The organism is Trichocoleus sp. FACHB-46 (assembly GCF_014695385.1).
Lineage (GTDB): Bacteria > Cyanobacteriota > Cyanobacteriia > FACHB-46 > FACHB-46 > Trichocoleus.
This window is the reverse complement of sequence record NZ_JACJOD010000041.1, coordinates 147406-172654: the sequence shown is the minus strand read 5'-3', so window position 1 is coordinate 172654 and position 25249 is coordinate 147406. Positions and strand designations below refer to the sequence as shown.

Here is a 25249-nt window from a genome sequence, read left to right as displayed (position 1 = left end):
AGTTTTGAAATTTTGGAATTTTTAATATGAATAAAGATTCTGCATCTTATCCCGATCCTTCAGGTATCAATCAACCGATGACTCCTGAGGAAGTCGATCCGCAACAAAAGCGAGAGCAGAAAGAGGAAATGGATCGCGTAGGTAAGGGTAATCTAACGGCTAACCCTGGCGATCGCATTGATGATTCTAAGAGTCTGCAAGAAAAAGCGCAGCAAGTTGCAGTAGATGCGCCAGACATCACTGGGGATCACATTGTCGTTCCTACCTACTTTGTAGTGGATGAACCCGATGGGACGCAAAAGCCCCTGCATCATGTGAAGGATGCTGAAGAAATTTCTGATGTGATTCGCCAAGCGCGGGTAGACGAAAACGGCGAGCGTATTTGGCGCTAGGCTTCCTTTCGTAGGGACATGAGGCGCTCACTTTAATCTACTTTGTGAAATGTAGGAGGGATTTTATGCCCTACACCGAAGTGAAGGAGTTACCCGATGCAGTTAAGCATCACCTGCCTCACCATGCCCAGGAAATCTTCCTAGCAGCGTTTAACCACGCTTTTGACGAATACGAAGGCGAGGAAGAACGGGCTTTCCGGGTGGCTTGGGCAGCTGTGAAGCGAGACTACGAGAAGGGCGATGACGGCAATTGGCATCGCAAGCCTGACTAAGCATCAGATAACTTTCCCAGGGGCGCAACGTTGCGCCCTTACCTTATTTAATTGCTTACCAATAACTATTATTCACTGCGATCGCAGTTAAATATTTAGAAATCTAAGAAATCTAAGTAGAAACCAAAGCGAATAAATTTTAGGAGTGACATCGATGAACCTCAAGGCAGTTTGGACGCTGCTAAAAGATACGGTAACTGAATGGCAAGCAGATAAAGTGCCCTTGTTAGCGGCAGCGTTGGCATATTACACGGTGTTTTCTCTCGCGCCCCTGCTCGTCATTGTGATTGCGATCGCGGGCTTCGTTTTCGGTCCTGAGGCTGCTCGTAACCAACTAGACGAACAAATTCAAGGTCTAGTTGGCCGACAAGGTGCTGAGGCCATTCAAACCATGATCCAGAGTGCCTCCCACCCTTCCTCTGGCATCGTTGCCACGGTAATCAGTGTAGTGACACTGCTTTTGGGAGCTTCCGGCGTTTTTGCCCAGCTACAAGATGCGCTAAATACCATCTGGGAAATTCCACCTTCTAAGGAAGGTGTTAAAGGTATGGTGAAAGCCCGTGCCACCTCTTTTGCTATGGTGCTGGTGATTGGCTTTTTGCTACTAGTTTCTTTGGTAGCGAGTGCGGCGCTGGCAGGGATTGGCAACTTCTTTGGCCATTTGATCCCTGGTCTCGCCATCCTCTGGCAGCTCGTCAATTTTGTGATTTCCTTCGGGGTTATCACTCTCCTCTTTGGCTTGATTTACCGAGTGCTACCAGATGTCAGAGTGCCTTGGGGTGATGTGTGGCATGGTGCCATTGTCACTTCTTTACTGTTTACTGTAGGTAAGTGGCTGCTCGGCCTTTATCTAGGCAATAGTGGTGTTGCCTCTCCCTATGGGGCAGCGGGTTCTTTCGTAGTGGTTTTAGTTTGGGTTTATTACTCAGCCCAAATTCTGTTGTTTGGGGCGGAGTTTACCCAGGTTTATTCCAAGCACTATGGTTCTAAGTGGCGGCTTGCTCGCAGCAATACTCCTCTAGATGCTCAGAACGAAGCCCCCAAGCTCGGCCAAGAGCGGTAACGCAACCCATCCCTCATAAACAAGCTAACCCCGCATAAACGGCTACCAAAAATAAATATGGTTCCTGAGCCGTTTGTGTGGGAGTGCCGTTGACTGTAAAGTTGGCAAGCGCGATCGCACTTGCGGTAATCCCTTCGTCGCAAGCTGTGATCGTGAAATCACCCACAATGACTGGATCGGCTCTTTCAGTAGTAGGGGCGGGCTGGGGATGGTTATCAGGAGCGGCAACGACAAACCGAATTTTGTACTGTCCAGCCTGATCTAAAACTAAACAAGGCGTTAGGCTATCTGTATCCGACAAGCTGGTATGGCTATCGGTCGGCCATGCTGTTAGCTGCCAGTCAAAGGCGGGATGGTAAGTTAGAGAGCTAGTTGTCTCTACTCGTAAGTTCTGTTCAGCCGCCAGACGCATCCCTAACTCTTGCTGATTAGGAAAGGTCCCGCTGACGCAGCGCGGTTGCCAGGCGTTATATTTCTGGACTAACAACCATTGTTTCTCAAGTTCATAGCAAGTAGGCTGTGCCGTTTTCTGCGATCGCACGAGCAGCGCTGAACCTGTAGAACTGCTAGCAGCTAGATTTGCTGGCAAGCGAGGGTTGGAGCTAGGCTCTGGGCAATCAACTAAGCTCCAGCCTGGACCTGATTTGATTGATGCTACTGTTGCGCTTAAAACTGTCAAAACCTTAGTTTTCACGGCGACCTGCTAAATCAAGTTATCGAAAACCTGAAAGTTAACTCATGCCTCTGGTTAAACCCCACACTGCTCTACCTGATTAGAATTTCTAGCTAAGTTCCAATCCTTAATCTCAATTTATTGGGTTTGTTCACGGTAAAAAGTATCCTGTCAACCTGAATTGAGGGTTGAGCTGTGGTTTTTAAGCGCCGCTCGCCAACAGCAAGTAAATTAAGGTCAATGTAAGCTTGTCATTGCTTCCATCAGTCGCTAGTGAGCAGGTACATCTCAGTATATTTTCTGTGATTACACAAAAATAATGTGATTGTATTTTAGCTGATTACCTGTTTTCTGCGTAATATCATGTAGATTGGGGTAGATATTTTTAACTAAAGTTAACTTTGGGTGGCTGCTCCTACCGTGAACTGATTTAACCTGCTCCAACACTCAGTAGCTCAAATTGGATCGAGACTGATAATCTCTACTAGGGGTGTGAATTACTTCAACTCTCTGAAACTATCTCGCTACGACGTGTGCCATGTCTGCAACTCTTGATCGGATTACCCAGATTTACCAACAGCCGTTACCAGATCTCCTCTTTGAGGCCCAACGGGTTCACCGAGAGCATCACGATCCGCATGCAGTTCAGCTATGCACGCTCAGCAATATCAAAACTGGTTTGTGCCCAGAAGATTGTGCTTACTGCTCCCAGAGCGTTCACAATCAAACCGATCTCAAACCTCAAGCCCTCATGAATGTTGAAGAGGTACTAGCTGAAGCTCGCGTGGCTAAGGCAAATGGTGCTACTCGCTTTTGCATGGGTGCTGCTTGGCGAGAAGTGAAAGATGGCCCCTTGTTCGATCGCGTGTTAGAGATGGTCCGCCAAGTTGCCGACCTGGATATAGAAGTTTGTTGCACCTTAGGCATGCTGAAGCCACACCAAGCGCAACAACTTAAGGCAGCAGGTTTGACTGCGTACAATCACAATTTGGATACTTCCCCTTCCTATTATTCGCAAGTAATTACCACCCGTACTTATCAGGACCGATTAGAGACGATTCGGGCGGTAAGTGAAGCGGGGATTTCTGTGTGCTGCGGTGGCATATTGGGTATGGGCGAATCTGTGAGCGATCGCCTGGAATTGTTAGAGGCGCTTTGTGGCCTAGAACCCACTCCAGAATCTATCCCGATTAACTGTTTAGTTCCGGTGTCTGGGACTCCGCTTGAAGACACCACACCTGTAGATTCAATCGAGTTAGTTAGAACGATCGCCACGACTCGGATTCTGTTTCCTCAAGCAATGGTGCGTCTCTCAGCAGGACGCTTACAAATGAGCGATGAGTTGCAAGCACTTTGCTTCTTTGCAGGTGCCAACTCCATCTTTACAGGACCAGTTTTGTTGACGACTCCCAACCCAGACCATAACCATGATGAGCAGATGTTGCAGCGTCTAGGCATGACCCCCAAACCCCTCTCTGTCTCCAGTTCGGTAGCATCTCCAAGTTCATAAAATTAGGGTTTAGGAATAATTGAAATTCCCCCACTCCGTTCTAAAACGGCATATTTAATTTGATCCATGCGCTCTAATCCATGCAATTCTCGCGCGGCTGCTAGGATGTCATCGGCATCTACTCGTGCCTGCTTCATCCGGTCCTGTAATAGCTTTCCTTCCGCAACGATGATGACAGGAACCCCATCAATCCATTTCTCAACTTGAGGCGATCGCTGTTTCCAGAGGGACATAACGGTATCCAGACCAACCAAAGTTAAGATTACTAAGAAGGCGTTGGTGAGAGAGAAATCTTCGCCCAAGAGTGCTTGCTGCGTGGCCTCTCCTACAATTAATACCAGCACAAAATCAAAAGTTGTAATCTGGGCCAGAGAACGCTTCCCACTGAGGCGAAAGAGCAGCATCAAAATAACGTAGAGCACAACAGCCCGTAGCACCGAGTTCATTATTTAGGGATATATTAATTGATTAAATCTAAGGGTTGGTCCTGTAACGACTCCAACCTGACCAGTTTGCAGACCTACTTGATCTGGCTGTAAGTAAAATGTCACGGCTGTAGGGCGATCGAGAGCAGTCGTGCGAAAAACATAAGTCAGGCGATCGGGGCTTGCTTCCACCCACTCTGGCTGCGGAGTCACCTGTTGCACTTCGGTTGACTCCAAGTAAGAGCGGCTCAACCAGACCTTCACCTTACCGTTCTGTTCACTGCCTGCTCCCAAGATGATTTTCAGCTTGGCTGGGGCGTGGAAGCGTCCGAAACGGTCGTACTCCAACTGTAGCGAATCGCTTGGACTACTAACATTACCTCGACTAAGGGGACCTGAGCCGAATAAGCCCGCTAGTGCTCCTACCGCAATTAGCCCCCACCCAATCCAGCTAAGACGTTGTATCGCCCAAGCGCGGCGCTGAAACTCCAAGTCTTGGACAATCTCCAAGTCACCAACTCGCTGAATATCGTTCATGCGAGGTTGCCTACTCAAGATCGCCTACTAGGTCTTCCTTAATAACAGAATAGTCAACTCCTTTCAGATGCTTTTGTAGTTGAATGGGATTTTCCGTAACCATAACTGTCCTTGGTCATTCAAAAAAGAGATCTTGTCAAGCCATGCTCAGAAGGATAGCTGTCTCTGATTTAGGTGAACGTCCACCTTAAGAGCTACTAAGAATAAGGGAGCCAAAAATTGCTTAGCAGCGATCGTTACTAATAGAAGCTCTATCTATCGCCTACCCATAGGTAGATATACAAATAGAGACTTGATTCGTTACATTCTCTACAGACTAGTGACGCTAAAATTCATTAAAAATCTATAAAAGTATAAAAAATCTTATGGTCACAACGCCTCCCTCTCAACTCTCTACCGAACAGTATGAGGTTACAGATGCTCAGGAGAAAGTTGAATCGCTGGTAGTAGCGGCTCCTAAACCCGATAGTGAAATTGATTTAGAGTTTCTCTACACCAGGGATATTGAGTTCCGCCAGGAAACTATTTACTTCATCGTGGTCGATCGCTTTCATGATGGCGATCCTGACAACAGCGAGGGTCCCAATGCCGAACTATACGATCCAGAACGGCAAGATTGGGGCAAGTACTGGGGCGGAGATCTTCAGGGTGTAATTGATAAACTCGATTATCTGAAAAATCTAGGTGTGACGGCAATTTGGCTCACACCGTTATTTGAGCAGGTAGAAGAACTGTTTGTAGCACAAGCAGCAATTCACGGTTACTGGACTAAAGACTTTAAGCGCATCAACCCTCGTTTTATTGCGGAGGGCGAAGACCCTTCCCTAAACAACACGCAGGAGACGAGAAATACTACCTTCGATCGCTTGATTGAGGAGATGCACAAGCGCCGAATGAAGTTAGTGCTCGATATTGTCTGTAACCACAGCAATCCTGACTTCAGCGGCAAGAAAGGAGAACTGTATGACGACGGAATCAAGATTGCCGACTTCAATGATGATAAAGACAATTGGTATCACCATTATGGTGAAGTAACCAATTGGGAAGATGAATGGCAGGTGCAAAACTGCGAGTTATCCGGTTTGGCGACCTTCAATGAAAACAATATCCAATACCGTAACTACATCAAATCAGCGATTAAGCAGTGGCTCGATCGAGGTGTAGATGCTTTACGGGTAGACACAGTTAAGCACATGCCCATTTGGTTTTGGCAGGAGTTCAACGCCGATATTCTGAGCCACAAACCGGATGTGTTTATCTTTGGCGAGTGGATTTTCAGCAGTCCATTCAGCGATCGCTCGGTTGAGTTTGCCAACGAATCTGGCATGACCATGCTGGACTTTGGCCTCTGTCTAGCCATTCGCTCCACCTTGGCACAGGGATCAGATCTAGGGTTTCAAGAGATTCAAACTATTTTTGACCTTGATCATCGCTATAAGGGTGCAAATGAACTGATTACCTTTATTGATAATCACGACATGCCACGCTTTCAAAGCCTTAATTCAGATCCAGATCTGGTGAGGGTGGCGATCGCTCTAATCATGACTTGTCGGGGAATTCCTTGCATCTACTACGGCACTGAGCAGTATCTACATGATGATACCAATGGTGGCGATGATCCTTACAACCGTCCCATGATGAGCCAGTGGGATACCGATACACCGCTATATCGGGATATCCGTTTGCTGTCTGGTTTGCGTCGCCTCAACCCTGCGGTGTCAATGGGGGGGCAGTGGCAAAGATATCTCACACCCAATGTTTATTGTTATATCCGGCGTTACCGTGATTCTGTTTGTTTCGTAGCGATGAATCGGGGTGAAACCAGCCAAGTGCCAGAGGTCATCACCGATTTACCCGATGGTGAACATACCTGCATTCTGACCCGACGCAAGTTTGAGGTAGTAGATGGCAAACTAATCAATTTAGAACTAGAACCTCGTGATGTCATCGTATTGAGTCATGTGGGCGAGCGAGTGAAGGGACAAACCATTGTGCGGGCGCAACTCAACGGTGTACAAACCAAGCTGGGTGAGCGAATTGCCGTAATTGGTGACTGCCCAGAACTGGGTAACTGGGATATTGCGAAAGCCTATCCCTTGGAGTACATCAACACCAACACCTGGTTTGGCGAAATTCCGTTTGATGAAAGTGCTGGCAAGCTGATTAATTACAAATATGTTTTGCTACGCGAAGGCCAGTCACCCATCCGGGAAAACATTGTCTCACGCCGTTGGGTCATTGCCAGCGAAGGCACCGTGAAGTGGCGCGATACTTGGTCTTCTGGACGCGAATCATAATCAGAAACATCAATACAGGAAATCCCTCATTGTGAAAGTAGGCGCTCATTACCTAAATGACGCTCGGTGTCAGTTTACCGTTTGGGCACCGTTGCGCGAAAAAGTTGCTGTAAAGATTTGGTCTCCTAACGAGCAAGTGCTACCCATGCAGCCGCTGGAATACGGTTACTGGCAGGTAGTGGCTGAAGGAGTCACACCAGGAACACGCTATGTCTATCAATTGGATGGTGAGAGCGATCGCCCTGATCCAGCCTCTTATTTCCAACCCGAAGGAGTGCACGGTCCATCAGCGGTGATAGAACAGTCTGCCTTTGCTTGGACCGACGGAGGTTGGACAGGAATCGCTCAGGAAGACTTGATCATCTATGAGCTACATATCGGCACCTTCACGCCTGAAGGTACCTTTGAAGCCGCGATCGCCCATCTTCCTCGCTTAAAAGAACTCGGCATTACCGCGATTGAGATCATGCCCGTGGCGCAATTCCCCGGTGAGCGAAATTGGGGTTATGACGGGGTATATCCTTACGCAGTGCAAAATTCCTACGGTGGGCCAGAGGGCTTCAAGCACTTAGTCGATGCCTGCCATCAAGCAGGGTTAGCCGTGATATTGGATGTAGTCTATAACCATGTGGGACCAGAAGGGAACTACTTGGGTGACTTCGGCCCTTACTTCACGAAAAAATATGGCGGAGATTGGGGAGAAGCCCTCAACTTTGACGGCGCTTACAGCGATGGTGTCACTGATTACTTCCTCGACAATGCTTTGTATTGGTTGGAGACATTTCACATTGATGGCTTGCGCTTAGATGCAGTCCAGGGCATTTTTGATCTCGGTGCTAAACCCTTCTTGGATGAATTGAGCGATCGCGTCGAAGTTCTCTCTCAGCAACAGGGAAGAAGACTCTTTTTAATTGCCGAGAGTGACTTGAACGACGTACGGATTATTCGCTCCAAAGAACAAGGTGGTTACGCACTTGATGCTCAGTGGTGTGATGACTTTCACCATTCCCTACATACCCTGTTAACGGGGGAGCAGCAGCACTATTACCAGGATTTTGGCCGATGTCAGGATTTAGAAAAATCTTTGCGGGAAGGCTTTGTTTATTCCGGACAGTACGCACCCCACCGTAAGCGTCGCCACGGCAATTCATCGGCGGCTGAACTTGCTGAGAAGTTTATTGTCTATATCCAAAGTCATGATCAAGTAGGCAATCGAATATTGGCTGAAAGATTGCCAAAACTCACCTCTTTTGAGGGGCTAAAGTTAGCAGCAGGGACAATTCTGCTCTCTCCTTATCTCCCGATGTTGTTCATGGGCGAAGAATATGGCGAGGAAGCGCCCTTCTTCTACTTCATCAGTCATTCTGACCCAGAACTAATTCAGATGGTGCAGCGATCGAAGGAAGAAGAGTTTGAGAAAGTAGGAATGGCTGGAGATCCTTACGATCCGCAGTCTCCAGAACCATTTCAAAAAAGCAAGCTGAATTGGGAACAGCAATATACAGGGAAACATCAGGTGTTGTGGGAGTTCCATCACCATTTAATCACCCTACGCCGCACCATTCCTGCGCTGAAGCAGCTTGATAAACATTGCTTAGAAGTTTCTAGCCGCGAAACTGATAAGTTGATCCTGATGCATCGCTATGCAGAGGGGAGCCAAGTTTTTTATGTAATCAACTTTGGCGATCGCGCTGCTAGCTTTGAGGCAGATCCACATAGCCAAAACTGGCGAAAGATTCTCGATAGCTCTGAACCCAAATGGCTAGGATCTAGTTCGACTCTGCCAGAAAAGCTGACAGCTCATGAGTCAGCCGAGATTCCAGCCAAGACTTTTGCCTTGTACGAAGCTTCTGTCTAGAGCATAGCTAGCCCCAAGCATTAGGATACATTTCCTAGCACTTGGGGCTAGCTTAGAGATTAGAGTTCTGCTGAACTATCCGTAGCAGGGATATGTTGCATGGGATATCCCCGGCGCGGCAATGGAGCCGAGATTAGCAGAATCTTCTCTAATAATCCAGGCGCAATCCGTTGGCACCAGGCGACTAAATGACCTTGCCATCCGACTAAGATCTCAGCAGATTCCTTACGAAGCCCAGTCACCAATGACCGCGCTACTTGCTGGGGAGTCATGGGAACGGCCCAGCGGAACCAGTGGAGGTCTCGGACCATGTCTGTTTCCGTCAGAGAGGGTAACAAGGCTGCTACCTGAACGTTGTAAGCCATTAACTCACCCCTTAAGGCTTGAGTGAATCCTAAAATTGCAAACTTGGTGGCGGAATAGGTAGCCATTGTTGGGGCCGCGACCTTGCCCATCAAGCTAGAAACATTCACAATTTGTCCTTGTCGCTGGGCGGCCATGCGTCGGGCAATCAGACGAGTAATGGTATACATCCCCACTAGATTGACAGCGATCTCGTCCTGGACATTTGCTAGCTTCGACTGCAAAAAAGGCACTTGATGGGCAATGCCAGCACAGTTGACCAACAGATGAATCGGGCCATGATCTCGCCAAGCTTGAGCGATCGCAATGCTGACTGCTACAGGTTGAGATAGATCTAGAGCCAAAGTTACAACTTCTACATCCAGCGCTTCAATCTCTGTGGCGATCGCTGCTAACCGTTGTTGATCACGGGCCACTAGGAGCAATCGTTTGATCCCTTGCTGAGCGAGTTCCAAAGCGATCGCACGACCAATCCCGCGAGAAGCCCCAGTCACAAGGGCTGTTTTTCCTTGAATATCCATAACCAAAGCCTCCAAAATTGAGGTCTTGTTGTGAGCTGATACCGAACCAAATAACTCCCTAAAGTTATCTTCTCGGCAAGTCTTGAAATACGAGAGGAACCTCGGTGAGAAACAGAACTTTCACAAGCTAGCAATGGGATCAAAGAGCTGCAACATTTATTAATAAAGAATCTAAGTTGTTACACAACAAAATGAGGCTCTCAGAAATTTAACGAGAGCCTCAAGACCACCTAAGCCTGCCCAACCAAGATAGCGGAAGGCTTTACGAGATTTATAGAGTTTGATTCAACTAGAAATTTGCTGAGAGATCGCGGTGGCTATACCGACGCAACTTATCCTAACGAGTCGCTTCTAAGGCTTGGTTCGCCACTTCAGCGACTTGCTTAGCAGCTTTTTCCTTGCGCTCACTGTAGCGATCGGTGAGGTAATCTACCTGATGTCGTAGTAGTAGAGTGAACTTATAAAGTTCTTCCATCACATCCACCACGCGATCGCGGTAGGGCGAATCTTTCATGGTGCCATCTTCATTGAATTCCTGATAGGCTTTGGCAACTGAAGACTGATTGGGAATGGTGAACATCCGCATCCAGCGACCAAGCAGCCGCATCGTATTAACAGCGTTGAAAGATTGAGACCCACCACTCACCTGCATCACCGCCAAAGTTCTCCCTTGGGTGGGGCGAACGGCTCCAATACTGAGGGGAATCCAGTCAATTTGGTTTTTCAGAATGCCCGTAATCTGACCGTGCATCTCTGGGCTAGACCAAACTTGGCCTTCCGACCACTGGCTCAACTCTCGCAATTCCTGCACTTTGGGGTGGGTATCCGGCACGCTGCCATAAATAGGGAGTTCTCGCGGATCGAAAAATTTTACCTCAGCCCCAAATTCTTGAATAATCCGAGCGGCCTCTTCTGCTAACAAGCGGCTATAGGAGCGATCGCGCAAGGAACCATACAAGAACAAGATTCTAGGGGGATGATCGAAGGATGTCATAGAGATGTGGCTGTTCTAAATAAAGACGAAATAGTTAGGTAAATCACTATCCAAGAGGTGCAGTTGCTTCCTTCAGGGATGCGACTAGCTGAGTCACCCGTACTTTAATTTCATCTCGGACTCTTGGGAAGATCTCAGGCTGCTCGGCTGGGTCATCTAGCTGCCAGTCTTCGAAGACTTCCCTTGTTACCCATTCAGGTGGCAAGTTCACACCACAACCACAGAGGGAGATCACCACATCAAAATTATTTGGATTGAAGTCACTTAAAGCATCAGAAGTTTGATCGCTAATATCAATCCCAATCTCTTGCATTGTTGCGATCGCCTCTGGCCGTACTTGGCTGGCCTCTAACCCTGAACTCGTCACTTCTAGGACTCCCTGACCTAAATTTTTGGCAAAGCCTTCAGCCATTTGAGAACGGGCAGAGTTCTTTTTGCACACAAACATCACACGTTTCATCGCAAGTTGCTCCAATTCAATAGTGTTTTTAGGAAGTCACCACATTAATTTTGCTGGTTGGTGTTGGGCGGGCTTCGCCCGCCCAACACCACAAATCTGATGGAGCGAAGCACTAGGTAATATCTCGAATGATGTCTTGAAAGTTGTTAGACAACTGACGGTAGATTAAGACAGCCAATTGTGCGCCCAAGATGGGAGCCACCCAATACAACCAATGATGTTGCCATAGACCCGAAACCAAAGCGGGGCCAAGCGATCGCACTGGGTTCATGCTGGCTCCTGTAATCGGTCCCATAAAGGCGGCTTCTAGTCCCACCGTTAGTCCAATAGCTACTCCCGCAAAACCAATGGGAGCCCGGCGATCAAGACCAGACCCCAGAATCACGAACATGAGAATAAAGGTCAAAATCGTTTCCAGCACTAACGATTGCAGCCAATTGTCGTTTAAGGGGAGTGTTGCTCCTAAGTTAGCGACTGGCCCCAAGGAGGCTAGCAGTGCGACTGAGGCAACCACGGCACCGAAAGACTGAGCCAGAATATAAGCTATGACATGCTTGCGGGGGAAGAAGCCGCTGGCCCAGAATGCTAGCGTGACGGCGGGGTTAAAGTGCGCTCCACTAATGTGCCCCAGCGTATAGATCAAGGCAGCGACAACGGCACCAAAGACAAAACTAACGCCGAGGTGAGTCACGGCACCATCGCTGATCTGGTTCACCATGACAGCTCCAGTGCCCGCAAACACCAGAATAAACGTCCCTACCGCTTCCGCGATCGCTTCCCGCCGACAGGCAAAAAGTGTCAAGTGCTTTGTTTTCCATTGCCTTGGCTTTGACACAGTCTTTGCTGCCCGCATGCCCAACTTAATACCGAAACTATATCCATTATTTCAATAAAAATTGATATGTCAAGCAGGTTTTGTTACTGATAGACTTGCAACGATATGGCTCAAAGTAAGTTCGATAGGAGTTAAGCGTTATCTCGACAACTGCGAGCAGGTAAGATCGGGCTGAAACGACGAAACTCGGATAGATATTGTTCTAAAACTACGAACTGAGGCAAGTTGAGACTGTAATAAATCCAGCGTCCCTCCTGCCTGGCTTGGACAAGTTGCGCCTCCTTCAACGCCTTTAGATGAAAAGACAGCTTGGATTGGCTGACTGCTAAAGCCTCACAGAGATCGCAAACGCAAAGCTCTTGACTTCTGAGCAAATCCAAAACCTGGAGACGCAGCGGATCGGAAAGAGCATGAAAACCAGCAGCGATTAAAGTGGAGGGCGGAGATGATACTTTTTGCATTAAATCCTGTTAAATCAACTTTGATTAAAGTGATGCCTCATTTTAGGTCTAACTTTCAGTCAATGTCATCCTCATGGCAATCGCAGCCTGAATGAAGCCAGATCTAATGAGTTTATGGAACCCAAATGCCATGAAACCCGTAGGGAACTCGCTGCGGTAGAGGGATACGGGCAACAGTTTCTCCAGCGAAATCCTGAGCGTTAATCATCACTAATTCGGAGGTGTCTGTGGTCTGGTCATGCACATAGGTCATCAGCCAGCCATCATCCTCAGCCGTAGCGTTAGGTCGGGGTACAAAAACACCTTCACCGCCATAACGTCCTCTGCCAAATTCATGAACTTGGGTCGCTCCAGTCGTGAAGTCATATTTAATGAAACCATCGAACCGGGGCATAGAACCCTGAGCGCTTTTCGCTAAATAACCATAGCGGTTTGGGCGACCTGTATAGTGCTCGTTAATCCGAGGAAATTCGCCAGGGAGCTCGCTCACTTTCTCCTCATGAACCTCACCTGTTTTGGGGTTGAAGCGCCAACGATACAGACAAGGAGCAGCAGAATCATCCTGAGAGAGGTCACTCTCGTCATGCATAGGTGAATCGGCAGCACCGAGGACATCTACCTCGCTCATCCGACAGGCCAGTAAAATCACTTCATTGCCGGATTCATAAGCATTGAGCGTGTGGAAGATATAGCAGCTGGGAGCTTCAAACCAACGAATAGAACTGTTGTCTCCATGACGGGGCAGGATGCCAAAGCGACTAGGGCGATCGCGCCGAAATACCAAGGGAGGTTGTCCCTGCTGCATCCGTTCCAGACGGAACTCCATGGGTAAATCAAGAAAAATCGTGTAGTGCTCAGTGATGGCAAAGTCATGCATCATCACACCCACAGGCAAGTCGATAGGAACAGTACGAACCAGCTCGCCTTCAGGAGAAACAACACTGTATTTCAAATAGGGCGGTTGAAATAGAGAGTAGCCAAAGAACAACATCTCACCCGTTACGGGGTCTACTTTGGGGTGAGCTGTGCAGGCAGAAGTAAGCTTACCCTGGTAGGTATGGGGGCCAATGGTGTCTAGCTCAGGTACCGTAACGGCGTGGGGTGCGCCTCCTTCCCAAGTGGCGAGTAGGCGATCGCGATGCCAGACTAGGGCAGTATTAGCAGCGTTCTTGACAGGGCCATAGGGATTGTTGGGAGGTGTGGGTTCCAACATGCCACCCCACAAGGCTTTGCCTGCTGCTCGCTCGGCTTCATATCCCATCGTGCGGATGTAGCGGTTGCGGTAGCTGGCTTTGCCATTTTGAATCTGTACCCCATGCAACATCCCATCCCCATCGAACCAATGGTAGCGACCGAGGGGCGGAAATTGCGGGTTGGGACCATTGCGGACAAACATGCCGTTGAGGTCAGTCGGAAGTTCTCCCAGCACTGGGAGGTCTTCGACGGTAATTTCGCTACGGATCGGGGCAAAGTTGTCAGCTAGATAAGGGTTGATGCCTGTGGCAGTCATGGAACCTGAAAAATGGGCCTGCTATTCTGTTCTAGCAAAAAATTGTGAGGGTTTGCGATTGCCTCTTCACTGAGACAAAGCAATCGTGACTCTTAACAACTTGAGCTAAGGCACAAACTCTAACACTCCGTATGTGTTAGTTCTTGGGCCTAGTTCTACAATCTATAAGCCTGCTGGAACAAATCACTCTCTGTTCAAAATCAAAGTATTAAGGAATCTCGTAAACTGCAACTTGAAAATTACCCCTAGCTCCAGTTGGATCAGCTATGTAGATGGAGCGAACTAAAATACTTCGTGTGATGGAACCATGACGCACACCTATATAAATGACAGGATCAGTTGCAACGGATCGGTCTTCCTTCAAACTAAAACGGATATTGCGATTTGGAACGCCGTTCTCAAGGACTACCCATCGTAGGCGACTACCTCTAGGAGATACAACACTAAAATTTGCACTTGAACGATTTTTCTGAAAACGTAGAGGTCTAGGAGCAGAAACCACAGCAGCTATGGGTACTGACTGAGCCAGCAATTTTTCACTTCCTTCTAGGAAAGCGGTGTTGTACAGATTAGGTTGAGCAGACATAGCTACCAGTGTGTTACCAAGAAGCATAAGCAGAGTAGGAACAGTAATCAAGGCCAAAAAGGCGACTACTAAACTTGGTGCATTATGTTTCCAGTTGTTACAAAGCAACCTAAAGTAGAACATGTAAAACCCCTACATATAAAGTTAGAATTAATCCATGAGATCAGCGTTGTACTTTTGGCTCAGGGATTTGCACTGTGTCTTTAACTAACGGACTAGCGCAAGCCTTTATACACTAGGACTTGAAAATTTCTTCTGGCTCCACTTGGGTTAGCAATGTAAATGGAGCGGGTTGGAAGTGGTCCTGTCGTTGCAGTATCATGCAGACCTCTATAGAGAACAGGATCTCTTGCCATCGATCGGTCTTGCATTACATTGAAGGAGATCATAGGATTTGGAATTCCATTCTCAAGAACCGCCCAGTAGAGCTTACCACTAGTAGATGCAACACTAAAATTTCCACTTGAACGATTCTTTTGACCCCTTAATGGCGCAGGCGCAGAGATAACACTACCTACTATCAGGGAGGCAGGTAGAGCCAACTGAGCTATTAGCTCGTCACTCTCTCCTTGAGGAATAAAATTATAATGAGAAGATTGAGCTGTTAGGGGGGCACTATTTAAGATCAGAAGGGTGAAGATAGTAGCAATGACAAGTAGAAGAAAAGCTACTGGCTTACCTATACTAGGCCTCAAATTCTTATGGAGTGTGCTGAAGTTAAACACTGAATACGCCGCCAATAGAGAGGACTGTAATTTATTCTTACTAACGTTAATCTTTTGACCCTAATGTTATTAACGATCTTTCTTATCGCGAGCCAGGAGAAGAATCACAGGATAGAGATTTGGGCTGCAAAAGTAAAATGCTCTCATCATTTTGAACGCCCCACCCACTAGTCTTTAGTAGGACCACTCACACCTATTTCTGCCTGGAGGACCACCGTTCGGTTCCCCCCAAGAAAACCCGTTAGGGCTAAGACAACCCAGTTGATAGTAATCTGCACCTATGCTTTCTGCATACCTCTGGCAAGCAGGGATTTTCCAAGTAAAAGGAACTGAAATGCTATCGCGGTAGTTACCATCAACAAAACCACTACATAGCTTTTGATAATCTTGATCCTGAGCAACAGCCATGTTGAAACTGTTAAGTGTCATCATGAAGCTCATAGTAAGAATCACTAGAATTATTCCTACAACTAACCTGATCTTTTCACCTAGTTTATTTCTCCAATCAAGAAAGAAAGGTACTTGTCTAAACTTCATATCTTTAAGATCCTTAGCAGCTGCAATGAATTTCAATGAAGCAAGTTGACCAGACGCTAGAATAAAGGTAGTCAGTCTCGGCATTGGAGGTCAAACATTTTCTTGCGGTTTTGAGCACAATCTTGTTATTTTTTTCGAAACTGTTTAGGTGAAACCCCCGTATATTGACGAAAATTCTTAGCCAACTGGCTTTGAGTAGTAAATCCGCATTCTAGCGCCACCTCCGTAATTGTCCATCTTGGTTCTTTTAACAACTGCTTTGCTCGTTCTATTCGTTGTTGCGTCAGATAGTGATAGGGGCTCATACCAGCGGACTGTTTAAAGAGATGGCAGAAATAATACTGGCTCATATTCAATTCAGCCGCGATCGCCGCCAGAGACACTTTTTCACTTAAATGATCATTCATATAAGCGATCGCTTGGTTTAATTTGTATGTAGATAAACCATCTTCATATTCTCGCAGCTTAGGCTTGCGAGTTGAGTAGTGTTGAAGTAAATGAGCTGATAGTGCAATTGCCATCGAATCTGCATAGAAGCCACTTCTACTACCATCAAATTCCAGTGCGGCTGTCAGTGCCTGACCAATGTGGTAGATTAAAAGATCAGGTCTCTTTGCTTCAAACAAAATCTCAACGCGATCGGGATTAACTGTTTCATGAGCTACATGAGAAACAAATGTAGGCTCAAGATAAAGATGAGTACTTGAAATTTCCTGATCCCAAGCAAGTTTGAAAGGTAGGCTTGCAGGTACGCTCCCAACACAGCCCTTTATATGATCACTTGGGTGATACTGTAGCTTCGTCAAACAGCCTTCAGTAGAAAATTCTACATTGGTCGTCTTTTTCGGAGCATAAATAATAATCATATGTTGAGAGCTACACATTTCCGGTAGTTCCCAAGCTGGTTCGCAGTATTGCGCTAGACAAACATTGTTCCATCCAGACTTATGGCTACTCAAGAGAGGTAAGCTTGGAAGAACTTGGGAAGTTGAGTCTTTCTGGAAATGGTCAATTGATAGATGCTGCTCTTTTGACATTACTTTTAAGGATGATTGGGGGCACTCTTACTGATTTGCAACATTAGCTGCGCATATAGCAGTCAGCTAATTATTGAAAAACGGAGAAAGCTGCTGGAGTAGGTGTTTTTGACAAACTCTTCGCAACTATTCCAATGTCTTCAACCTACGATTCAAAAATGAACCCGACTGAAGACATCTAAGGCCAAACATCCCATAGAGAACTCTAAAGTAATGTCTTACCGACAACTAAAACGTATTAATTTCTGCAAAATCTTTAAATACATTCAATGTGATTAAAATAGTAAGTGTTAAACCCTTTACTGCGACTTGTCTTACTAAGCAAGAATTTTCAAGTACTTGAGTTAATATATTGAGTACAAGGAACCAAATTAAGACTATGAGAACTGCTAAGCGAGAGGATTGAACAATTCAATCTATGCCCGCTGTATCTGCATCCCTTTCAGGCGAAAAGATTTACTCACAAGATGAGTTCGGTAAGCTTATCGGTGGGGTAATTCCAGAGGCGATGGAGAATAAATAGTTTGTTTTCTATGAATCTCCCTGGCTCTATCTGCATCTTAGTTGGACTTGTCTTTGTGTCTTTAAGGTTCGTTTTGAACCAGCGCCAGCAGGTATAGCGACCGCTGAAGTTTTAGTGAATCCTGATCCCGCCCAATACACTAAAACAGATAATGGACGTGATGCGGATTTCTTAAGGACCTTGCTAGATTCCTGCGCGAGTCGGGGTGGATGAAGATAGATGCTCACTTCTCTAAGCATCCAGTGTGATCATCATTGGGCGTGACGCGGATAAATCTATCTTCTGATCAATCTCCTCTTTTACCTCCCATGTTAATGTCAGTCTGGAGGAGACTATGATGACTCCATTTCGATCGACGCGACGACAGTTTATCCGGACGATCGCTGGAGAGGCAGGAGTTCTGGCTCTTCTTGGTTGTGTTAGGCGTGAGCAAGCAATGGTAACTCTCTACACCTTTGGCGATTCGATTTTAGATTGTGGGCGGTACAACGAGTACGGAGTGCATCCAGGGCAACTGCTAGTGCGTAATGACGATCGCCTGTTTCCCGAATTCCAAGGTCAGGATTTGCAGTCACAAGGAACAGCTCGCCTAGAGCATCGGGCGCAGGATGGGGCAACCGTCAGATGGCTACCATCTCAAGTGCAGGGATTACAGGTTGAAGGTCAGGCGATCGCGTTGATTACCATTGGTGGCAATGATTTGCTAGGAGGACTAATTCGTGATTCGGGTCCAGGGATCACCACATTTGCTAATGACCTTGACACCTTTGTGCAACAGTTGCCGATTCGTCCGATTTTGTTAGGTAATGTGTACGACCCCACTCTAGGAGATGATCAGCGCAACTTTTCAGGAGTTGATCCGGCGATCGCCCGCACTAATCTTCGACGTATCAACACAGCTATCCAAGAAATTGCGACGCGCTATGGGCAGTTAGTAGACATCCATGCTCACTTTTTGACGGGTGACCCCTCATGGTTCACCGCCACCATCGAGCCAAGTTTACGGGGAGCTTCGGAAGTTCGACGGGCTTTTCTGCCCTATGTTTTGGGTAAATCTTGAGTTGAGCCTTACCGTTTCTAGCCCAGCATGAGCCCAGCATGTTTCTACTCCAACCCAGTATGGGCGGGCCTAGCTGTGATGTTGTTCTTTGATAGAGCGGTGCAACAAGCGACAGGGCCAGAAAAAGGCTCCACCCACACTGACAGCGGTAATGACTAAAAAAACTTGTAAAACTTCTACAGGTGTTTCAGGACACTCTGCGGGCTTCTCTTGTGTGCCTTTTAAGAGTTCTGGAACCAAATGGGAGAGCTGGTTGGCAGTAGTAATTCCTTCGATCGCGGCTCCGATCAAATACGCTACCAAAGCGACGCCGAACCAGGAATGCATAAATATATTTATTTAAATGAAGTCCGCAAAGGGGCTGGATAATCGGTGCTGTTGTCGCAAACGCCAATGGATGACTTTACCGAGCACAGAGGCGGCTTTCAGCGGTATCACGAATTAAAGGCAACTTCGCTTGAATGTAAGTATTGAGGCTGCGGGCGGTTTGAGCATCAATGGGCTGCTCTGCGGTGAGTTGCTTGAGGAGTAACTGCGCCAAGGCAGAATCATCAAATTGCAGCAGAGTGCTGACTTGTGTCGTGTCCACTAAGCTCCAGAGCTGACGCATCATTTTGGGAGTCATCATTGCATCCTCCACCCCTTAAGATTTTCTTTATAATTAACATGATTTCCGATGTCGCATCAACTTTCTGTTGCAGATGTCACAAATCAACATAGGCGGCTTACCCTTTCTCATAAATCCTCCGAGCGGCTCATCTTAGCGATCGCGCTTTCAGTCCGATCCAGGGTGCTTTTATGCCACCATGTAAAGTCTGAGAAGGGAACGCTGTATGAAGAACAAATGGATCAACCTACTGCGCTGGGTGCTAATCGGAGTTCTGATTGTTTTAGCGATCGGCCTACTCAACCAAGTGGGAATTGAGCGAATTCGTCAGCAGGTGGATCAATTTGGAGTTTGGGCACCTGCGATCGTATTTGCACTGCGCTTTACTAGCATCATCTTGCCAGTGCTGCCGGGAACGGCCTACGCCATTTTGGCAGGCGGCCTGTTTGGCTTTGCTGAAGGGCTGCTGATTGTAGCCTTAGCAGATTTAGCTTCTTGTACCTTCAATTTCTACATTGCCCGTCGTTATGGACGCAGCTTGGTGGAGCGATTTGTCGGGCAGCAATTTATGGAGAAAGTCGATCGTCTGGCTCAACGCCATTTAGAGCGCAACTTTTTCCTGATGACGGGTTTTCTTATGACTGGCTTATTTGATTTTGCTGCCTACGGCGTTGGCCTGACTCAAGTGCGCTGGCACAGCTATTTGCTGGCTTTAGTCTTCAGCATTCTCGTCGCTAAACCGCTTTGGGTGGCAGCGGGCGCAGGTATCTTCGAGGATAGCCAATTACTTTTAGGTTTTGCTCTCCTCGCAGCGTTCGGGATTGGCATTGTGACTGCGGTGGTGCAACGACAGCCCAATTCATCCAATTCATAGTAGTTCATAGTAGCGTGTTAGTTCAGAGTGCTAGGTCATCGCGATCGCAGTGATAGGATAGAGGCCGTGATGTGCTCCTGTTATGCATCGAACGTTTATTCCTGGCACTGCTGCCCCCGAAGTTCAATCTAGCCCTGCTTGGTGGTTTGCGTTTCTGGGTAACAAATTACTGGTTCAGATCAATGGTACTCACACCACAATCCCCCACCTGATCAACTTGGCGGCGATCGGCTTAGTGCCTGTGCGGACTCAGTTTCTCGGCACCCTAGACGGTCAACCTTGCTACTCCGCAGAACTTCCCCAAGAGACAGCAATCCCAGAGAATATGGCTGTGCGAGGGCTCCGCGAGCTATATGGTGCTTTAGGCGAAGAGCTATATAGCGTGAGCAGTCGGGCAATCCAGATCATGGAGTGGGATCGGACCCATCAGTATTGTGGTTGCTGTGGCACTCCCACGACTCAACTACCTACCGAGCGAGTAAAGCGTTGCCCTAAATGCAGTTTAACGAATTACCCGCGTCTCTCTCCCGCCGTGATCGTCCTGATCTCGCGGGATGAGGAAGTATTACTAGCGCGGGCTCCTCGCTTTCCATCCAACATGTACAGTGTGCTAGCTGGATTTGTAGAACCAGGAGAGTCATTGGAAGAGACTGTAGCGCGTGAAGTACGAGAAGAAGTAGGCATTGAGATCAAGGATATCCGTTATTTTGGATCGCAGCCTTGGCCCTTCCCCAACTCCTTGATGATTGGCTTCACGGCTACCTACGTCAGTGGCGAGATCGTCGTGCAACCAGAAGAGTTAACTGATGCCGCTTGGTTTCATAAACGCAACTTGCCTCCAGTTCCGTCCAAGCCAAGCATTGCTCGTAAGCTGATTGATTGGTTTGTTACCACACCCTAGACCTAGCAAATTCTCTGGTCAGCTCTGCAACAAATGCTTCTAAGACCGCGATCGCCTCGTCGTAGTCTTGAATGGCATCAATGCGGTTGAGATCAATCGGCATGGCAGCACCGTTCCTGATCGCTACTTAAATTATGCAGCTTAGATCAATACATTGATCAGCATTAATCAGGCTGCTGCGGGTGCACCGAGTTGGAGGGCGTAGAGGTTGGCGTAGATACCTTGTTGAGCGATTAGTTCGGCATGAGTGCCAGATTCTACAATTTGTCCCTGCTGAATCACTAGAACTTGATCGGCTTGGGTGACAGTGCTGAGGCGATGGGCGATCACGAAACTGGTACGACCCTTTAGGAGACGGGCGATCGCATCTTGGACTAAAGCTTCAGTGCGGGTGTCAATGCTGCTGGTGGCTTCATCGAGAATTAGAATTCGGGGGTTGATCAAGACAGCACGAGCAATACTGACTAGTTGCCGTTGTCCTTGGCTGAGGGGTGCTCCTCGCTCTCCTAATTGGGTTGAGTATCCCTGGGGTAGGGAGATGACAAACTCATGCACATTCGCGAGTTGAGCAGCAGCTTCAATATCTGCTTGAGTCGCATGAGGAGAACCAAAAGCAATGTTCTCTGCCACAGTGCCGCTGAAGAGAATATTGTCTTGCAAAACGATGCCAATCTGGCGGCGCAGGCTGGCTTGGGTGACACTACGGATATCTACTCCATCAATTTTGACTGCCCCACCCGTCACATCATAGAAGCGCAGAATCAAGTTAATAATTGTACTCTTCCCTGCTCCCGTTGGCCCCACCAAAGCAATCATTTGGCCTGGTTTGGCACAGAGATGGACTTCCTTTAGCACTAATTGACTGGGGCTATAACCGAAGGCGACATTTTCAAAAGCCACTTCTCCCTGAATCGGTGGCATTTCTGTAGCGTCAGGAGCGTCCTGGAGTTGGGAGGGTTCATCGAGTAGCAAAAAGATCCGCTCCAAACCTGCTAGGGCTGATTGTGCTTGAGTATAAAACTGGCTGAGAATTTGAATAGGGCGAAAGAACTGTTGCACATACAGCAAGAAAGCCGTAACGACTCCCACAGTGGCAGCTCCAGTTACTGCTAAGTAACCGCCATAAGCCAATACCGCAGCCGTCGCCAATGTATTGAGAAAATCGATGGAGGGGAGAAACGCCGCAGTAATCGCGACCGCTTGGACATTGGCATCCCGGTTAGCCGCATTTACCAAATCAAACTCTGCAATATTCAGCTCTACACGGTTAAAGGCTTGGGCTTCTCGGACACTGGTGATGCCTTCTTCTAACTTGGCAGAGAGATCGCCAATGGTCTGGCGGGTGACGCGGAACCTAGCTCTGGCCCAGCGCGCAAAAAAGCTAGTGGTAAAGATCATCAGGGGCACTGCTAGATTGCTCAATAACCCTAACTTGAAGTTGATCGAGAACATGGCAATAATGATGCCGAACAAGCTGAATGTGTTACCCAGCATTTGCGCGATCGTCTGGCCAAATGCCTGATTCACGGTGTTCACATCATTTAGCAGACGGCTCATCAAATCGCCCGCTTCACTGCGATCGAAAAAGCTGATCGGGAGACTCTGAATCTTGGTGAAAATATCTTGGCGAAGTTGACCCAGCAATCGCTGCATAATCCAGCCCACCCGCAAGATCTGACCTCGGATCGCTGTGATGCCCAGGATATAAATTAACGCTAGCAATGCTAGCATCAACAGCAATCCTGATAGATTTCCTTGGATGATGAGGTTGTCGATTGACCAACCAATGAGGAACGGGCCAATAGACTGAGTTGCAGCGCCGATCGCTACTAAAAGGAGAGCGATCGGAACCTCTTTTTTATAAGGTCGAAGATACTGCAGAAAGCGCTGCAAGGTTGAGAGCTGACGGCTCGCCTTTTGCTCCGCTGCGACAACTGGCCCTGCACTTGTCATACTCTCTCCTTTTGCTTAACCTGAGACTCTAAAATTGCTCCGTAGAGGGGACTATTGAACATCAGCTCCTCATGAGTTCCTTGGGCGACTAATCTGCCTTTATCCATGAGTAAAATGCGATCGGCGTTCTGGACAGTACTAATGCGTTGGGCAATCACAAAAGTTGTGCAAGCTTTTTGGCGCATCAGGTTATCAAGTTCCGTTTGGATCTGGGCGGCAGTTTTGGCATCGACGGCAGAGGTGCTGTCATCTAGGATGAGGATTTTGTAGTCAGTCAGGAGAGTTCGGGCGATCGCAATCCGTTGTTTTTGGCCTCCCGATAAGCCTACGCCACGTTCTCCCACAATGGTTTCGTAACCATCCGGCAGGCTGGTGATAAAGTCGTGCATTTGGGCGGTTTTTGCCACCTCAATCACTTCTTCTAGAGTTGCATCTGGTTTGGCATAGGCAATGTTTTTGTAGAGAGTGCCAGAGAATAGTGTGGTTTCTTGGAAGACAATGCCAATGTGCGATCGCAGACTTTCTAGGGTGAAGTCTCGCACATCTCGACCATCAATCCGGATTGAGCCAGAGGTTACATCATAGAAACGCGGTAACAGGTTCATGATGGTGCTTTTGCCAGAACCCGTCATGCCCAAAATTGCAATCAGTTCTTTGGGTTTGGTTTCAAAAGAAACGCCTTTTAGGGCTTCGGTTGTAGCTCCGGGATAGCGGAAGAAAACATGCTCAAAGGTGATTCTGCCCACGCAACTGTCAAACAAGCTGGCATGGGGGCGATCGCGAATCTCAATTCTGGCATCTACTACCTCATACACTCGTTCCGCCGAGGCAGCAGCTTGGGCGATCGCAGGGGCGGCAAAACCAATCAACAGAATCGGTTGCAGAATCAGGAGCAAGTAGGAGTTGAACGCGACTAGTTCTCCAATCGAGAAGCGCCCGCCAATCACCGCTGCACCGCCGTAGCCCACGACAACTACGGTGACTAAATTACTCAGCAAAAAGATAAAAGGAAACGTGTCGTGAATGGCGCGAATGGTCTTCATGTTGGTCTTGACCAAAGCGTCATTCAGCGTTGTGTAGCGTGCCGTTTCGGTAGACTCGCGCACAAACGCTTTCACCACTCGCACGCCAAACAAGTTCTCCTGCAATACTGCATTCAAATCACCGAGTTGCTGTTGCACTTGCCCAAATAAGCTACTCGTTTTGCTGAGGAATTGGGCCATCAGCCATCCCGCCATCGGCACCACAGTCAGCGTAATCAGTGCCAATCGCCAATTCATCAGCAGCAAAATTACAGCGACGCTCACTAATGTCACGATCGCACTAATGACCTGCATCAAGCTGGTGCTTAAAAACGTGCGAATTTGCTCGATATCGCTGGTGACGCGAGTCAGTAGTTGTGAGGTTTGCGATTGGTCGTGGTAGCTAAAACTGAGGTTTTGAATCTTACTAAAAATTTTATTCCGCAAATCATAGGCCACTCCTTGGGATGCTGCCTCCGCCCAAAAGCTTTGACCAAAGTTGAATAAACCTCTGGCGATCGCGGCCCCCACCATCCAGCCCGCACTATAGAGAACTACCCGCAAATTTCTCTGAGCAATCCCTGCATCAATGCCCCAACGAAATAGTTGAGGCGTCACCGCGTAGGCAGCGGTCAGGAGTAGGGTGCTGAACAAAGCACCGATCGCAGTCCAGCGGTAAGCACTTAAACTGCCCAGGACTCGCTGGAGCGGGTGCGGCAATGAGGGTTCTCGAAAGTCTGGTGAGCGCGCCAATAGAACTCCTTGACTATTGCTTCAGGCAGCTTTTGTTGAATGATGCCTTTGAAAATTTTCTGCTGATTTAGATTAATCCTGAATCACCATTCGACGGATTTTCTACTAGTTCTCTCCTAAATTTGAGCTCAGGCGATCACCCCTCTAGGTCAGAAAATCTATGAGCGAAGCTAGCGTATCGAAGGAAAGAGGGCAAACCTTAGTCTCAAAGCTAGCCTAGAAGTAAATCGCTAGAGAAGTGAACCAAAAAACATAGGAGCAGAGTATGCAGGATATTCCATTCACCTTCTTTATTGCGTTTGGTTTTGTCTGGGTAATCATGGGCATTGTGGCTGTTGTGGCTGTGCTCAAAGCCGATGGCCAAGAAATCCACTTTGGCAAGCAAGGGCTGCTGGTCGCCATCCCTATCCTCATTCCTATTATTCTCACCCTGCTTTATCAAGTGTTCAGGTCGCTGAGTTTAGGGCACCACGCTTGAGTGTAACGACCCCTACACACTC

General features: G+C 47.8%; 26 protein-coding genes. 10 read left to right on the top strand and 16 right to left on the bottom strand.

From position 1 onward, the window contains the following. Window positions 1-26: 26 nt before the first annotated feature. The 3 genes from H6F72_RS24260 (at window position 27) to H6F72_RS24250 (ending at window position 1727) form a co-directional block, all read left to right on the top strand. The gene (locus tag H6F72_RS24260) at window positions 27-392 is read left to right on the top strand and encodes a hypothetical protein (RefSeq protein ID WP_190441792.1); all 366 of its coding nucleotides are present in this window, start codon (window positions 27-29) and stop codon (window positions 390-392) included. 65 nt (window positions 393-457) lie between these two features. Then, the gene (locus H6F72_RS24255; protein WP_190441789.1) at window positions 458-664 is read left to right on the top strand and encodes a ChaB family protein; all 207 of its coding nucleotides are present in this window, start codon (window positions 458-460) and stop codon (window positions 662-664) included. A 154-nt stretch (window positions 665-818) separates the two neighbouring features. Then, window positions 819-1727: a YihY/virulence factor BrkB family protein gene (locus H6F72_RS24250; protein ID WP_190441787.1), complete on the top strand. Its 909-nt coding sequence runs from the start codon at window positions 819-821 to the stop codon at window positions 1725-1727. Window positions 1728-1740: 13 nt separating this feature from the next. Here H6F72_RS24250 and H6F72_RS24245 read toward each other — a convergent pair whose 3' ends face one another. Further along, window positions 1741-2421 carry a hypothetical protein gene (locus H6F72_RS24245; RefSeq protein WP_190441786.1) on the bottom strand — a complete coding sequence of 227 codons (681 nt, stop codon included), beginning with the start codon at window positions 2419-2421 and terminating at the stop codon, window positions 1741-1743. Between the two features lie 517 nt (window positions 2422-2938). Here H6F72_RS24245 and bioB point away from each other — a divergent pair. Then, window positions 2939-3910 (top strand): biotin synthase BioB, encoded by a 972-nt coding sequence (bioB, locus tag H6F72_RS24240; RefSeq protein ID WP_190441784.1) that lies wholly within the window; start codon window positions 2939-2941, stop codon window positions 3908-3910. 2 nt (window positions 3911-3912) lie between these two features. Here bioB and H6F72_RS24235 read toward each other — a convergent pair whose 3' ends face one another. Both H6F72_RS24235 and H6F72_RS24230 read right to left on the bottom strand, forming a co-directional pair. After that, window positions 3913-4356 carry a DUF421 domain-containing protein gene (locus H6F72_RS24235; RefSeq protein ID WP_190441783.1) on the bottom strand — a complete coding sequence of 148 codons (444 nt, stop codon included), beginning with the start codon at window positions 4354-4356 and terminating at the stop codon, window positions 3913-3915. A gap of 3 nt (window positions 4357-4359) precedes the next feature. Beyond that, window positions 4360-4890, bottom strand: a complete 531-nt coding sequence (locus tag H6F72_RS24230) for a hypothetical protein (protein WP_206755458.1) — start codon at window positions 4888-4890, stop codon at window positions 4360-4362. Between the two features lie 347 nt (window positions 4891-5237). Here H6F72_RS24230 and H6F72_RS24225 point away from each other — a divergent pair, with 347 nt between their 5' ends. Beyond that, window positions 5238-7169, top strand: coding sequence for an alpha-amylase family glycosyl hydrolase (locus tag H6F72_RS24225; RefSeq protein ID WP_190441781.1), 1932 nt, complete (start codon window positions 5238-5240; stop codon window positions 7167-7169). 31 nt (window positions 7170-7200) lie between these two features. Beyond that, a complete protein-coding gene (gene treZ, locus H6F72_RS24220) occupies window positions 7201-9027 on the top strand; it encodes a malto-oligosyltrehalose trehalohydrolase (RefSeq protein WP_190441780.1) in 1827 nt (608 codons plus the stop codon). A gap of 59 nt (window positions 9028-9086) precedes the next feature. On the opposite strand, the gene H6F72_RS24215 is transcribed toward treZ, so the two are convergent. The 9 genes from H6F72_RS24215 to H6F72_RS24175 all read right to left on the bottom strand — a co-directional run bounded on the left by H6F72_RS24215 (window position 9087) and on the right by H6F72_RS24175 (window position 17056). After that, complete coding sequence (locus H6F72_RS24215) at window positions 9087-9911, bottom strand: SDR family oxidoreductase (protein WP_190441779.1); 825 nt, start codon at window positions 9909-9911, stop codon at window positions 9087-9089. Between the two features lie 337 nt (window positions 9912-10248). Next, a complete protein-coding gene (gene arsH / locus H6F72_RS24210; RefSeq protein ID WP_190441778.1) occupies window positions 10249-10905 on the bottom strand; it encodes an arsenical resistance protein ArsH in 657 nt (218 codons plus the stop codon). Between the two features lie 46 nt (window positions 10906-10951). Beyond that, window positions 10952-11365, bottom strand: coding sequence for an arsenate reductase, glutathione/glutaredoxin type (gene arsC / locus H6F72_RS24205; RefSeq protein ID WP_190441775.1), 414 nt, complete (start codon window positions 11363-11365; stop codon window positions 10952-10954). Between the two features lie 112 nt (window positions 11366-11477). Continuing rightward, window positions 11478-12167 carry an MIP/aquaporin family protein gene (locus H6F72_RS24200; protein WP_242017102.1) on the bottom strand — a complete coding sequence of 230 codons (690 nt, stop codon included), beginning with the start codon at window positions 12165-12167 and terminating at the stop codon, window positions 11478-11480. A gap of 164 nt (window positions 12168-12331) precedes the next feature. Beyond that, a complete protein-coding gene (locus H6F72_RS24195; protein ID WP_190441771.1) occupies window positions 12332-12661 on the bottom strand; it encodes a helix-turn-helix transcriptional regulator in 330 nt (109 codons plus the stop codon). A 112-nt stretch (window positions 12662-12773) separates the two neighbouring features. After that, the gene (locus H6F72_RS24190) at window positions 12774-14171 is read right to left on the bottom strand and encodes a carotenoid oxygenase family protein (RefSeq protein ID WP_190441768.1); all 1398 of its coding nucleotides are present in this window, start codon (window positions 14169-14171) and stop codon (window positions 12774-12776) included. A 208-nt stretch (window positions 14172-14379) separates the two neighbouring features. Next, window positions 14380-14757 carry a DeoR family transcriptional regulator gene (locus H6F72_RS24185; RefSeq protein ID WP_190441767.1) on the bottom strand — a complete coding sequence of 126 codons (378 nt, stop codon included), beginning with the start codon at window positions 14755-14757 and terminating at the stop codon, window positions 14380-14382. Window positions 14758-15656: 899 nt separating this feature from the next. Continuing rightward, window positions 15657-16103, bottom strand: a complete 447-nt coding sequence (locus H6F72_RS24180) for a hypothetical protein (protein ID WP_190441765.1) — start codon at window positions 16101-16103, stop codon at window positions 15657-15659. A 41-nt stretch (window positions 16104-16144) separates the two neighbouring features. Further along, a complete protein-coding gene (locus tag H6F72_RS24175; protein WP_190441763.1) occupies window positions 16145-17056 on the bottom strand; it encodes an AraC family transcriptional regulator in 912 nt (303 codons plus the stop codon). Between the two features lie 857 nt (window positions 17057-17913). Here H6F72_RS24175 and H6F72_RS24170 point away from each other — a divergent pair. Next, window positions 17914-18639 carry an SGNH/GDSL hydrolase family protein gene (locus tag H6F72_RS24170; RefSeq protein WP_199299269.1) on the top strand — a complete coding sequence of 242 codons (726 nt, stop codon included), beginning with the start codon at window positions 17914-17916 and terminating at the stop codon, window positions 18637-18639. A 69-nt stretch (window positions 18640-18708) separates the two neighbouring features. Here H6F72_RS24170 and H6F72_RS24165 read toward each other — a convergent pair whose 3' ends face one another. Continuing rightward, window positions 18709-18966 (bottom strand): hypothetical protein, encoded by a 258-nt coding sequence (locus H6F72_RS24165; RefSeq protein WP_190441761.1) that lies wholly within the window; start codon window positions 18964-18966, stop codon window positions 18709-18711. A gap of 76 nt (window positions 18967-19042) precedes the next feature. Next, window positions 19043-19267, bottom strand: coding sequence for a hypothetical protein (locus tag H6F72_RS24160; RefSeq protein ID WP_190441759.1), 225 nt, complete (start codon window positions 19265-19267; stop codon window positions 19043-19045). 205 nt (window positions 19268-19472) lie between these two features. Here H6F72_RS24160 and H6F72_RS24155 point away from each other — a divergent pair, with 205 nt between their 5' ends. Together H6F72_RS24155 and nudC are read left to right on the top strand one after the other, a co-directional pair. Beyond that, window positions 19473-20120: a TVP38/TMEM64 family protein gene (locus H6F72_RS24155; protein ID WP_190441757.1), complete on the top strand. Its 648-nt coding sequence runs from the start codon at window positions 19473-19475 to the stop codon at window positions 20118-20120. An 82-nt stretch (window positions 20121-20202) separates the two neighbouring features. After that, complete coding sequence (gene nudC / locus H6F72_RS24150; protein WP_190441754.1) at window positions 20203-21021, top strand: NAD(+) diphosphatase; 819 nt, start codon at window positions 20203-20205, stop codon at window positions 21019-21021. A gap of 168 nt (window positions 21022-21189) precedes the next feature. On the opposite strand, the gene H6F72_RS24145 is transcribed toward nudC, so the two are convergent. Both H6F72_RS24145 and H6F72_RS24140 read right to left on the bottom strand, forming a co-directional pair. After that, window positions 21190-22974, bottom strand: coding sequence for an ABC transporter ATP-binding protein (locus H6F72_RS24145; RefSeq protein WP_190441752.1), 1785 nt, complete (start codon window positions 22972-22974; stop codon window positions 21190-21192). Beyond that, window positions 22971-24749, bottom strand: a complete 1779-nt coding sequence (locus H6F72_RS24140) for an ABC transporter ATP-binding protein (RefSeq protein ID WP_190441750.1) — start codon at window positions 24747-24749, stop codon at window positions 22971-22973. Before H6F72_RS24140 ends, H6F72_RS24145 begins: the two co-directional genes overlap by 4 nt. A 265-nt stretch (window positions 24750-25014) precedes the next feature. Between H6F72_RS24140 and H6F72_RS24135 the strand changes: the two genes are divergently transcribed. Further along, the gene (locus tag H6F72_RS24135; RefSeq protein WP_190441748.1) at window positions 25015-25227 is read left to right on the top strand and encodes a hypothetical protein; all 213 of its coding nucleotides are present in this window, start codon (window positions 25015-25017) and stop codon (window positions 25225-25227) included. Window positions 25228-25249 lie beyond the last annotated feature (22 nt).